The organism is Noviherbaspirillum malthae, from assembly GCF_015352985.1.
Lineage (GTDB): Bacteria > Pseudomonadota > Gammaproteobacteria > Burkholderiales > Burkholderiaceae_D > Noviherbaspirillum > Noviherbaspirillum malthae.
Genome location: NZ_JACYXF010000002.1, coordinates 141209 through 154096 on the forward strand (window position 1 = coordinate 141209; position 12888 = coordinate 154096).

At 61.8% G+C, this 12888-nt stretch carries 8 protein-coding genes; 3 read left to right on the forward strand and 5 right to left on the reverse strand.

Translation table 11 applies throughout. The features are described 5' to 3' along the window. Window positions 1-14 precede the first annotated feature (14 nt). Together IGW03_RS04475 and IGW03_RS04480 are read right to left on the reverse strand one after the other, a co-directional pair. Window positions 15-1829, reverse strand: a complete 1815-nt coding sequence (locus tag IGW03_RS04475; protein WP_194721330.1) for an acyl-CoA dehydrogenase — start codon at window positions 1827-1829, stop codon at window positions 15-17. Between the two features lie 155 nt (window positions 1830-1984). Then, window positions 1985-3163: an acetyl-CoA C-acyltransferase gene (locus IGW03_RS04480; protein WP_194721331.1), complete on the reverse strand. Its 1179-nt coding sequence runs from the start codon at window positions 3161-3163 to the stop codon at window positions 1985-1987. Between the two features lie 324 nt (window positions 3164-3487). On the opposite strand from IGW03_RS04480, the gene IGW03_RS04485 reads away from it, so the two are divergent. Both IGW03_RS04485 and purT read left to right on the forward strand, forming a co-directional pair. Then, a complete protein-coding gene (locus tag IGW03_RS04485; RefSeq protein WP_194721332.1) occupies window positions 3488-5152 on the forward strand; it encodes an MFS transporter in 1665 nt (554 codons plus the stop codon). Window positions 5153-5352: 200 nt separating this feature from the next. Further along, complete coding sequence (gene purT, locus IGW03_RS04490; protein WP_194721333.1) at window positions 5353-6564, forward strand: formate-dependent phosphoribosylglycinamide formyltransferase; 1212 nt, start codon at window positions 5353-5355, stop codon at window positions 6562-6564. A 6-nt stretch (window positions 6565-6570) separates the two neighbouring features. Here purT and IGW03_RS04495 read toward each other — a convergent pair whose 3' ends face one another. Next, window positions 6571-9018 carry a penicillin acylase family protein gene (locus tag IGW03_RS04495; protein ID WP_194721334.1) on the reverse strand — a complete coding sequence of 816 codons (2448 nt, stop codon included), beginning with the start codon at window positions 9016-9018 and terminating at the stop codon, window positions 6571-6573. Between the two features lie 130 nt (window positions 9019-9148). On the opposite strand from IGW03_RS04495, the gene nadB reads away from it, so the two are divergent. Then, window positions 9149-10768: an L-aspartate oxidase gene (gene nadB, locus IGW03_RS04500; protein WP_194721676.1), complete on the forward strand. Its 1620-nt coding sequence runs from the start codon at window positions 9149-9151 to the stop codon at window positions 10766-10768. 93 nt (window positions 10769-10861) lie between these two features. On the opposite strand, the gene nadC is transcribed toward nadB, so the two are convergent. Both nadC and nadA read right to left on the reverse strand, forming a co-directional pair. Continuing rightward, complete coding sequence (nadC, locus tag IGW03_RS04505) at window positions 10862-11728, reverse strand: carboxylating nicotinate-nucleotide diphosphorylase (protein WP_194721335.1); 867 nt, start codon at window positions 11726-11728, stop codon at window positions 10862-10864. Further along, window positions 11725-12864, reverse strand: coding sequence for a quinolinate synthase NadA (nadA, locus tag IGW03_RS04510; protein WP_194721336.1), 1140 nt, complete (start codon window positions 12862-12864; stop codon window positions 11725-11727). Before nadA ends, nadC begins: the two co-directional genes overlap by 4 nt. Window positions 12865-12888 lie beyond the last annotated feature (24 nt).

Genomic DNA, 12888 nt, shown 5'->3' on the forward strand with positions numbered 1-12888 from the left:
ACTTGCAGCCGCCGTCAGAACCAGGCGTCCTGCATGTCGAGCGTGGTGGTGTCGATACTTTCCAGCAGATCGAGCTGGGGCTGCACCTTGGGCAATTCCCACTTGAAGAAATAGGCGCAGGCCTGCAGCTTGCCCTTGTAGAAATCGGCGTCGTGGCCGGATTTGCCGACCGCAACCATTGCCTGCTGCAGCCACATCCAGGCCACCACCGCATGCCCGAAGGCTTCCAGGTAGACCGAGGCATTGGCCAGCGTCTTGTTCATGTCGCCTGCCGCATACAGGGCCTGCGTGACCTTGGCGATCCGCTGCAGCACGGCTGCGAGCGACTGGGCGTAGGCAGCAAGTTCGGGCACTTCCGACGCCTTCGCGATGGTTTTCTGGACCTCGTCGCCAAAGGCCTTGAAGGCGGCGCCATTCTGCATCGAGACCTTGCGGCCCAGCAGGTCTAGGCCCTGGATGCCGTGCGTTCCCTCATGGATGGGGTTGAGGCGGTTGTCGCGGTAGAACTGCTCGACGTTGTACTCGCGCGTATAGCCGTAGCCGCCGTGCACCTGGATGGCCAGGCTGTTGGCTTCCAGGCACCACTGCGACGGCCAGGACTTGGCGATCGGTGTCAGGATATCGAGCAGCAGGCTGGCATGCCGCTTCGCGTCTTCGGATTCCGCCGTCTTTTCCTCGTCCACGAGGCGAGCGCAATACAGGTTGAGCGCAAGGCCGCCTTCGACATAGGACTTCTGCGCCAGCAGCATGCGCTTGACGTCGGTGTGCTGCACGATGGGAATCTGCGGCTGGGCCGGATCCTTCGCCATCGGGTGGCGGCCCTGCGGACGCTCGCGCGCATACTCGAGCGCGTGCAGATAACCGGTGTAGCCGAGCACCACCGCGCCGAGGCCGACGCCGATGCGGGCTTCGTTCATCATGTGGAACATGTTGGCGAGGCCCTTGTGCTTTTCACCTACCAGATAGCCGACCGCGCCGGCCTTGCCGCCCGGCTTGAACTTGCCTTCGCCGAAGTTGAGCAGGCAGTTGGTCGTGCCGCGATAACCCATCTTGTGGTTGAGCCCGGCCAGGACCACGTCGTTGCGTTCGCCGAGCGAGCCGTCGGCATTCACCAGCTTCTTCGGCACGATGAACAGCGAGATGCCCTTCACGCCGGGAATCAGCTTGCCGTTCTCGTCGGGCACCTTGGCCAGCACGAGGTGCACGATGTTCTCCGACAGCTCATGCTCGCCGGCGGAAATCCACATCTTGTTTCCCTTGAGCCGATAGGTGCCGTCCTCCTGCGGCTCGGCGCGCGTCACGATGTCGGACAGCGACGATCCCGCCTGCGGCTCCGACAGGCACATGGTGCCGAAGAAGCGGCCTTCCAGCATGGGCTTGACGAAGGTGTCGATCTGCTCCGGCGTACCGCACTTGAGCAGCGTGTTGGCGTTGCCGATGGTGAGGAAGGGATAGGACGACGTGCCGACATTGGCCGCCTTGAAATAGGCGAAGCTCGCCTTCTCGATCAGCACCGGCAGCTGCATGCCGCCGTATTCATAATCCTGGCCGGCTGCCATGAGACCTGCATCGCAGAAGACTTTCAGCGCCGCCTTCACCTCGGGAATAATGTGCACGGTTTCGCCGTCGAAGTGCGGCTCTTGCTGGTCGCTCTTCTTGTTGTGCGGCGCGAACAGATCAGTGGCCACCTTTTCGCAGGTATCCATGGCTGCGGTGAAGGTTTCGCGTGAGTGGTCTGCGTAGCGGGCCCGCTTCGTGAGGGATTCGGCATCGAGCCATTCGTAGAGCAGGAAGTCGATATCGCGCCGGGAAAGGATTTTCGATTGCATGATAAGCCCCGCGCAGCGCCGGCAGGAGCGGCGCTGCGTTTCAAGTTTCAATAAGCCGTTGTCAGGAAGATGGACATTGCCATGTCCGGTCCAAAGACGCAGAAATAAGTGCAGAAATGCATGTGGGCGCCGCAGCGCCCACAGTGTCGATTCCCTTAGACCACTTCGAACAGGCCGGCAGCACCCTGTCCGCCGCCGATGCACATGGTGACCACCACGTACTTGGCGCCGCGCCGCTTGCCTTCGATCAGCGCATGGCCGGTCAGGCGGGCGCCCGATACGCCATAGGGATGGCCAACGGCGATCGCACCGCCGTTGACATTCAGGCGGTCGGCGGGAATGCCGAGCTTGTCGCGGCAGTACAGCACCTGCACGGCAAAGGCTTCGTTCAGTTCCCACAGGCCGATGTCCTCGACCTTCAGGCCGGCCTTCTTCAGCAGCTTGGGAATGGCGAACACGGGACCGATACCCATTTCATCCGGCTCGCAGCCGGCAATCGCGAAACCGCGGTAGATACCCAGCGGCTGCAGGCCCTTCTGTTCGGCAAGCTTGCTGTTCATGACGATGGCCACCGAAGCGCCGTCGGAGAACTGGCTGGCATTGCCTGCCGTGATCACGCCGCCGGGAATCGCGGTACGGATCTTGGAGACGCCTTCCATCGTGGTGTCGGCACGGATGCCTTCATCGGCGGAAATCGTGACTTCGCGCGTCAGCAGCATGCCGCTGTCCTTGTCGGCGACGCCCATGATGGTGGTCATCGGCACGATTTCATCGTTGAACTTGCCGGCGGCCTGGGCAGCGGCGGCGCGCTGCTGGCTCTGCACGCCGTATTCGTCCTGGCGCTCCTTGCTTATGTTGTAGCGCTTGGCGACCGTCTCGGCAGTCTGCAGCATCGGCCAGTAGATTTCCGGCTTGTTCTGCTTGAGCCAGACTTCGGCCAGCATGTGGGAATTGGCTTCGTTCTGCACGCAGGAAATCGACTCCACGCCGCCTGCCGCATAGATGTCGCCTTCGCCGGCGATGACGCGCTGCGCCGCCGTGGCAATGGTCTGCAGGCCGGACGAGCAGAAGCGGTTGATGGTCATGCCGGCGGTGGTGACGGGGCAGCCGGCGCGCAACGCGATCTGGCGCGCGATGTTGCTGCCGGTGGCGCCTTCGGGCGTGGCGCAGCCCATGATCACGTCTTCGACTTCGCCCGCCTCGATCTTGGCGCGCTCGATGGCGGCCTTGAGCACGTGACCGCCCATGGTGGCGCCGTGCGTCATGTTGAAGGCACCTTTCCAGGATTTGGCCAGGCCGGTGCGGGCTGTGGATACGATGACGGCGTCAGTCATTTGAGGCTCCTTGAGTTGAATTGTGGATGTTCGAATCTGTGCTCGAGCTTGCGTTTTAATCTGGCGAAGATCTTTTTGTATTTCGAGAATAGCACAGTTTTAGCACGATCGTTCGTAAAAGATAAGACTTTCATCAAGGCCTCCAGGATCGCGGTATACCGCAATCCGGTTTTCCTGATTTTGCTTTCAAACAAGCATTCCATGTAAGTTTCTGTAAGTTTGAAGCAAGCGTCGCGTAAGGTTCGGGTCGCACACTCCAATCGTGCAATATGGGCAAGAAGCTTTGCACATGAATATTAATTATTTGAGTTTGAGGAGATAAGCATGGCGACAGTACAGACTACGACTGCACGCGGCATGACGGCGGAGGAACGGAAAGTCATTTTCGCATCTTCGCTCGGGACGGTATTCGAGTGGTACGACTTTTATCTGTATGGTTCACTGGCCGCGATTATCGCGAAGCAGTTCTTTGCCGGTACCGACCCGAATACGGCGTTCATTTTCGCGTTGCTGGCATTTGCCGCGGGCTTCATCGTCCGCCCGTTCGGCGCATTGGTCTTCGGTCGCCTCGGCGACATGATCGGCCGCAAATACACCTTCCTGGTCACTATCCTGATTATGGGCGTCTCGACGTTCATCGTCGGCCTGCTGCCCAACTACGCATCGATCGGCATTGCGGCTCCGATCATCCTGATCACGCTGCGTATCCTGCAGGGCCTGGCGCTCGGCGGCGAATATGGCGGCGCGGCAACCTACGTTGCCGAGCATGCTCCGCACGGACGCCGCGGCGCCTACACCGCCTGGATCCAGACCACTGCGACACTGGGTCTGTTCCTGTCGCTGATGGTGATCCTGGGTACTCGTACCGCCGTCGGTGAAGCCGCATTTGCCGACTGGGGCTGGCGCGTTCCCTTCCTGGTGTCGGTATTCCTGCTGGCCATTTCCGTCTGGATCCGCCTGTCGATGAATGAATCGCCGGCGTTTGCCAAGATGAAAGCCGAAGGCAAGACATCGAAGGCACCTCTGGCCGAGTCCTTCGGTCAGTGGAAGAACCTGAAGATCGTCATCCTGGCGCTGATCGGCCTGACAGCCGGCCAGGCAGTCGTCTGGTACACCGGCCAGTTCTATGCGCTGTTCTTCCTGACGCAGACACTGAAGGTTGATGGTGCAACGGCCAACCTGCTGATCGCCGCTTCGCTGGTCATCGGCACACCGTTCTTCATCATCTTCGGGACGCTCTCGGACAAGATCGGCCGCAAGCCCATCATTCTCGGCGGCTGCCTGATCGCTGCAGTAACTTACTTCCCGATCTTCCACGCTCTGACCCACTATGCCAACCCGGCCCTGGAAAACGCGATCAAGAACGCACCGGTGGTGGTGACTGCCGATCCGGCCGACTGCCAGTTCCAGTTCAACCCGACCGGCACCAAGAAGTTCACGTCTTCCTGCGACATCGTGAAGGCAAAACTGGCGGCTGCCTCGGTGAACTACTCCAACGAAGCCGCACCTGCCGGCACCGTTGCATCTGTCAAGATCGGCGACAAGGTCATCCCGTCGTACAGCGCAAACGGCCTGTCGAAGGACGATGCCGCAGCCAAGGAAAAGGCCTTCTCGAAGGACGTGGCTGACGCCATCAAGGCAGCCGGCTATCCGACCAAGGCTGATCCGGCCCAGATGAACAAGGGCATGGTTCTGCTGCTGCTGGTCATCCTAGTGATCTACGTGACCATGGTCTACGGTCCGATCGCTGCCATGCTGGTCGAAATGTTCCCGACCCGCATCCGCTACACCTCGATGTCCCTGCCCTACCATATCGGCAACGGCTGGTTCGGCGGTCTGCTGCCCACCACGGCGTTTGCTCTGGTTGCCTTCAAGGGCGACATCTACTACGGTCTGTGGTATCCGATCATCATCGCGCTGGTCACGGTAGTCATCGGCATGCTGTTCGTCCGCGAGTCCAAGGACAACGACATCTACGCTGCGGACTAAACGCCAAAGCATCGCCCGGCATGCAATGCATGCCGGGAAGCATCAAACCCGACCGCCTGCCTGCCAGGCGGTTTTCTTTTGGGCATGGCCTGACGGATCAAGCCGACTGCCAAGGCGGCGCAAGTTTGGTATTGTCGCGGTTTGAATCCATTCAAGCAGAATCCTCCCGTTTATTTTCAACACTCTTATTTCGCCCTATCATGAACAGACCCATCCGCCTCGGCACACCGCTTTCCCCGTCCGCAGTCAAAGTGATGCTGCTAGGCTCGGGTGAACTCGGCAAGGAAGTCATCATCGCGCTGCAGCGGCTCGGCGCGGAAGTCATTGCCGTGGACCGCTATGCGGGCGCGCCCGGCCACCAGGTCGCACACCGCTCCCATGTGATCGACATGACCGACCCCGCCGCGCTGACGGCACTCATCGAACACGAAGCGCCGCATCTCGTCGTGCCGGAAATCGAGGCGATTGCCACGCCGGCGCTGATCGAACTCGAAAAGAAAGGGAACGTCACCTTCATCCCCACGGCGCGCGCCGCATGGCTGACCATGAACCGCGAAGGCATCCGCCGGTTGGCAGCGGAAACCCTGGGCTTGCCGACCTCGCCCTACCGCTTCGCCGACAGCCTGGAAGAACTGAAGGCCGCCTGCGACGCCGTCGGCTTTCCCTGCGTGGTGAAGCCGGTGATGTCGTCGTCGGGCAAGGGGCAGTCCAAGGTCGACCATGCGGGCGAAGTCGACGAAGCGTGGCGCTACGCCGCTTCCGGCAGCCGGGTCGATGCGGGACGCGTCATCGTGGAAGGCTTCATCGATTTCGATTATGAAATCACCCAGCTGACCGTGCGCGCACTGGATGCGCAAGGCGAGACCGTAACCCATTTCTGCGAGCCGATCGGGCATGTGCAGGAAAAAGGCGATTACATCGAATCCTGGCAGCCGCATGCCATGCCGGCCATGGCCATCGCGAAGGCGCGCGATATCGCGAAGAAGGTAACCGACGATCTCGGCGGGCTGGGGCTGTTCGGGGTGGAGCTTTTCGTCAAGGGCGACATGGTATGGTTTTCCGAAGTCAGCCCTCGCCCGCATGACACCGGCATGGTGACGATGGCGAGCCAGCGCCAAAGCGAATTCGAACTGCATGCGAAGGCCATCCTCGGCCTGCCGGTCGATGTGTCGCTGCAGTCGCCGGCCGCCTCGGCCGTGATCTATGGCCGGCATGAAGCCAAGGGCATTGCCTTCGAAGGCGTGGCGGAAGCGCTTGCCGTTCCGGGCACCGATATCCGGCTGTTCGGCAAGCCGGAGTCCTTTGCCCGCCGCCGCATGGGCGTGGCGCTGGCGACCGCATCCGACACCGATACGGCGCGTCGCCTCGCCAAGGAAGCGGCTGCAAAGGTGCGGCCTGTCGTGCCCAATTGACTCTGTTTAGCCGGGCGTCAGCTTCAGGACGCCGACGCTGCCTTTTTCCACAGCCGGGCGCCGGGTCTTCAACGGGATATATTGCACGTCGACCCAGCGCTGGGAGAGATTTCGGTACAGCGGTGACAGCAGGTTGCCGGACTGCCCGGTCGAATGAATGAAGCGCGAGTTTTCCAGGTCAGCAAGGTCGTAGATTGCCCGCAAACTGGCTGCGTGGCGGTTGGCGAACGGCTCCTTGTCATCGCGCAGGCTGTATCTGCCGACGTTGACGGTATGCGTATCGCCCGGTGACGGCACCCGGATATCGAAGAATCGCGCAAGGAAATCAACCTTCGAGAAAGGACGGTGCTCGGAGCGCGCGACATGGGCGTCGCCCCAGCGCCACTTATCCATGTCGCTCCCGTAACGTCTCTCAAGATCGGCCAAGCTGACTTCCAGCGCGGTCGACAGCAGTTCTGCGCAGGTCTGCGGCTTTTCATCGGCGGGCTTGCTCACATCCGCGCACCACCTGCCCTGCCCCTGCCTGTCGAACAGGACATTCACTGTCGACTGCTGGACGTTGCGGTGCTCGAAATAATCCTTCATCAGCGCCTCTCCCAGTTCATCGCGGAAAATTTCGCTCGAGATTTCCCGCATCCAGGCGCTGTAGATCAGCGCGGCTGTACTGTCCGTCCGCATTTCTCCATTCCAGTTCGCGAGCAGCCCGAGCGCCGCGCGGGCGCGTTCCGATCTCGGCGCCGTCTTGCGCAGCAGCGGAAGCACTTCCCGGGCGGCCAGCGAGACGTCATCTTTCTGCATCTGCGCGAAGCTGTCCAGGCTGTGCCTGGGCGTTCCTTCCAGAAGGAAATGGATGCGGTCGGCGCGGTACGGCATGCTCCATTCGCTCGTCAGAAAGTGCTTGTAGCCGGGTCCGACGATCTTGTGATTAGCGGTGACGATCTTTCCGGTTGGGGGATTGAATTCCTGCGGCAGGTCGCGGAAGGAAAGAAAGCCGTCCCAGTCGTAGCGCGCATCCCAGCCCGGTGCCGGCGCAAGGCCTTTCAAGTCGTTTTCCGGCTTGCGGACCGGCACCCTGCCCGCGGCGACGAAACCGATATTGCCATCGACATCGGCATAGACCATGTTCTGATGCGGCGACGTAAATTCGGCCGCCCCTGCCAGGAACTGCTCCCAGCTGGCGGCATGGTTGATCTTCATGCCGGCCTGCAGCGTCATGTCATCGGCACGCAAGGCGGTCCAGGCAAACGAGACCGCGTATTTCTTTGCATCGAGCGCACTGCGGTCGACTACCGGCAGCGCGCCGCTGATGACCGGACCGTGGCGGGTCTCGCGCACCGTCAGCTGCTGGTCCGGCGCGCCCTTGACCTTGATGGTCTCATTGCGCACGGTGAATGCCGCCCAGCCATCGGGCGTCTGGTATTGCGCGGCGTTGTCCGGGTCGATCCGCTCGATGTACAAGTCCTGCACGTCAGATGCGGTATTGGTGAATGCCCATGCGATCCGGCTGTTGCGCCCGAGGACCACGCTCGGTATGCCGGGCAGGGTTGCACCGACCACATCGAAGCCCGGCGCGGAAAGATGGGCGAAATACCATAGCGCCGGCGCCGATAATCCTAGATGGGGATCATTGGCAAGCAAGGGCTTGCCTGTGGCGGACAAGGCTCCGCTGACCGCCCAGTTGTTCGAGCCCATGCCTTCCACCAGCGAAGGCGGTGCGATGGCGGCGATTTTCGTCAGTTCGCCGGCAATGGTCATCATGTCGCCGTACATGAGGGTGTAATCCCGGGTTTCGAGCACCGGGTCGCCGGGGTAAGGCGGAAGGAATTCGTTGATGCGGTCGAGCGGCATTCGCTGCGACAGGCGCATGCGCAGGATTTCCTGCGACCAGTTCGCACCGAGGTCCCAAGCCATCATGGTCTGCCAGCCGATGGAATCGACGGGATGCCAGGGTTCGGGTGCCGCAGCACCGGTGAGGAGAAATTCCGGCGGCAAGGGCGACTTGCGGGTCGAAAGGTAGGCGTTCACGCCCTTTGCATACGATTCCAGTCCGGTCCGGGTTTCGGCGGACAGGTTGGCGAAAATGCGCTCCGCATTGCGGCGTACACCGAGCGTGCGCAGGAAACGGTCGGTATCGACGGCGTTGGGACCAAGGATTTCAGCCATGCGCCCGGCAGCGATGCGGCGGTTCATTTCCATTTGCCACAGCCTGTCCTGAGCATGCACGAAACCGAGCGCGAAATAGGCATCCTGCTCCGATTTCGCATAGATATGCGGGATGCCTTCCGCATCGCGCACAATGTCTACCTCGGCCTGCACGCCGCTGAGCCGTATCGTTCCATCGACGGCCGGCTGGCTCGCCGACCGGTACCAGAAGGCGGCCGCAAGCGCAGCGGCCAAGAGAAAGGCCAGCAGCAAACCCGCGGCGCGGGCAACTTTTCTTGATGTTGTTGTCATAAGTGTCATCCTCCTGAATTGCACGGCCGCTCCCGGGCCCTTTTCTCCGTACGCTTCAAAACCGCGTCCATTGTCAGATGGTAAGATGTGGAGTCATGTCATGAAACCGCAACAAAACCGTTCTTATCTTATGAAATTTGACGTTGCCATTGTAGGAAGCGGTCTCGCCGGATTGTCCGTTGCCCTGCATCTTGCCAAAACCCGCAAGGTTGCGGTGATTTCCAAGCGTACCCTGCTCGACGGCGCCAGCAACTGGGCGCAGGGCGGCATTGCCGCCGTCCTCGATTCCGGCGACAGCCATGAGCAGCATATCGCGGATACCCTGGTTGCGGGCGCCGGCCTGTGCGATGAAACGGCGACGCGCTACATCGTCGAACACAGCCGCGCCGCGATCGAATGGCTGATCGAACAGGGGGTGCCGTTCACCAAGGATCCCACCGCGGAACTCGGCTACCACCTGACGCGCGAAGGCGGCCACAGCCAGCGGCGCATCATCCACGCGGCCGATGCAACCGGCCATGCGGTCCAGGTCACGCTGGAAGAGAAAGCACGGGCCCATCCGAACATCACGATACTCGAGCATCATTACGCCATCGACCTGATCAAGTCCGACAAGCTCGACGGCACTGCTCCCGCCACAGCTCCCCGCAGCACACCCTGCTGCGTCGGACTGTATGTGCAGGATGTCAATTCCGGCAAGGTGATGACGCTTGCGGCCGACCAGACGGTGCTGGCTACCGGCGGCGCAGGCAAGGTGTATCTCTACACCACCAATCCGGATACCGCCACCGGCGACGGCATCGCGATGGCCTGGCGGGCCGGCTGCCGCGTCGCCAACATGGAGTTCATCCAGTTCCATCCGACCTGCCTCTATCATCCGTATGCCAAATCCTTCCTGATCAGCGAGGCCGTGCGTGGCGAAGGCGGGCTGCTGAAACTGCCGGATACGGCGGGCGCGGCGGCCGGCCAGCGTTTCATGGAGTGGCATGACGAGCGGGCGGAACTGGCGCCGCGCGACGTGGTGGCGCGCGCCATCGACTTCGAAATCAAGAAGCGCGGCCTGGATCATGTCGACCTCGATATCAGCCACCAGCCGCCGGAATTCCTGAAGGAGCATTTCCCGACGATCTATGCGCGCTGCCTGGAATTCGGCATCGATATCACCAAGCAGCCGATTCCGGTGGTGCCGGCCGCGCACTATACCTGCGGCGGAGTGGTGACCGACTCCATGGGCCGCACCGACCTGCCGGGCCTGTATGCCGTCGGAGAGACCGCCTATACCGGCCTGCACGGCGCCAACCGCCTGGCCAGCAATTCGCTATTGGAATGCCTGGTGCTCGGCCGCGCGGCGGCGCAGCACATTGAGCAGCAGCCGAAGCCGCGGTCCCTGCCCTTGCCGGCCTGGGACGAGAGCCGGGTGACGGATGCGGACGAGGAAGTGGTGATTGCGCACAACTGGGACGAACTGCGGCGCTTCATGTGGAATTACGTCGGCATCGTGCGCACCACGAAGCGCCTGGAGCGCGCTCAGCACCGCATCCGCCTGCTGCGCGAAGAGATCTACGAGTACTACTCGCATTTCCGCATCACCCGCGACCTGCTGGAACTGCGCAATCTGGTCGATGTGGCTTCAATGATCGTAGAAAGCGCCCTCTCGCGCCGCGAGAGCCGCGGGCTGCATTACAGCCAGGATTATCCGGACACCCTGCCCAAGGCCTTGCCGACGGTGCTGCCGCCGTCGAAGCGGTAAGGATGTTGGTCAACGCAGGGGCTTAACGCAAAATGGCCGGTCACTCGACCGGCCATTTCTATTTCTCCCGTCAACGGCAGGCATGCAGCCAGTTCAGCCGATCACCCGCAGTGAATAATCAGTAGCGCGCACATCCTTGGTCAGGCTACCGATGGAAATGCGGTCGACGCCCGTTTCGGCAATCGCGCGCACGGTCGACATGTTGATGCCGCCCGAGGCTTCGAGCACTGCGCGGTCGGCCGTGAGCTTGACGGCATCGCGCATCATGTCCAGCGAAAAATTGTCCAGCAGGATGGACTTGGCGCCCGCATTCAGCGCTTCTTCGAGTTCCGCGAGATTCTCGACCTCGATCTGGATCGACACCCCGGCATTGAGCGCCTGCGCGGCCCGCATCGCTGCGGTGATGCCGCCGGCAGCCGCAATATGGTTTTCCTTGATCAGAATGCCGTCGTACAGCGCCAGGCGCTGATTCCTGCCTCCGCCGACGCGCACCGCGTATTTCTGCGCCAGCCGCAAGCCCGGCAATGTCTTGCGCGTATCCAGTACCGAAGCGCGGGTTCCGGCGACGACATCCGCATACTGGCGGGTCGCCGTGGCCACGCCCGACAGCAGCTGAAGGAAATTGAGCGCAGAGCGTTCCGCCGTCAGCAAGGCGCGCGCCGGCGCCTCGATCAGGCAAACCTGAGAATCCGCCGTCATCCCGGCGCCTTCGGCGTAATGCCATTGGATCTTGATGCGCGGGTCGAGCTGGCACATCACGCCTTCAAACCAGGGGGCGCCGCAGAGCACGGCATCTTCCCGTACCAGCACGCGGGCCTGCACCATTTCATGTTCCGGCACCAGCAGCCCCGTCACATCGCCTGTGCCGACGTCTTCGGCCAGCGCCGTGCGGATATTGGCTTCGAATGCCGCGGCCAGCCCCGCATCGAAAGGCGCGAATGGATTCTTCAATGTGCTCATGCCGGACCGATCCCCGAAAACAGTTTCTGTTCCTTGGCCAGGTCGCCGCTCGGGCGGACATTGGCTTTCTGCGCGGCTGCGAAAGCCAGCATGCGGTCGATGCAGCGGTAAGCCTGGCGGCCGATCTCCGGATCGACATGGATTTGATTGCGCCCGGTTTCCAGCACGTCCGCCAGGTTCTGCAGGCCGTTCATCGCCATCCAGGGGCAGTGTGCGCAGCTCTTGCAGGTCGCGCTGTTGCCGGCGGTCGGCGCGTCGATGAAGATCTTGCCCGGCGCAGCCATGCGCATCTTGTGCAGGATGCCGTTGTCGGTGGCGACGATGAATTCCTTCGCATCCAGCGATTGCGCGGCTGCGATCAGCTGCGAGGTCGAACCGACCACGTCGGCCTGCGCGACCACGGCTTCCGGCGATTCCGGGTGGACCAGAATCTTCGCGCCCGGGTGTTCCTTCTTCAGCAATTCGAGTTCGATGCCCTTGAATTCGTCGTGCACCAGGCAGGAACCCTGCCACAGCAGCATGTCGGCACCGGTTTTTTTCTGGATATAGCCGCCGAGATGCTTGTCCGGCGCCCACAGGATCTTCTTGCCCTGCGCATGCAGGTGTTCGACGATCTGCAGTCCGATGGACGATGTCACCATCCAGTCCGCCCTCGCCTTCACGGCGGCGCTGGTATTGGCGTAGACGACCACGGTGCGGTCGGGATGGGCATCGCAGAAAGCGGCGAATTCATCGGCCGGGCAGCCGAGATCGAGCGAACAGGTCGCGTCGAGGTCCGGCATCAGGATGGTTTTTTCCGGGCTCAGGATTTTCGCGGTTTCGCCCATGAACTTGACCCCTGCCACGACCAGGGTCTTGGCCGGATGGTCGCGCCCGAAACGCGCCATCTCCAGGGAATCGGACACGCAGCCGCCGGTTTCTTCCGCAAGATCCTGCAGATCGGCATCCACATAGTAATGCGCAACCAGAACGGCCTGCTTTTCCTTGAGCAGCTTGCGGATGCGCTCCTTGAGCGCGGCTTTTTCGGCAGGCGATGGCGCGGCCGGAACGCGTGCCCACGCATTGGCGGTGCAGCTGGTGCCGGCATCCATCTGCGGACGCTCGAATTCGATGGTTTTGATGGGTTGGATCTGCATGATGTCGATATTGAAACAACGGCC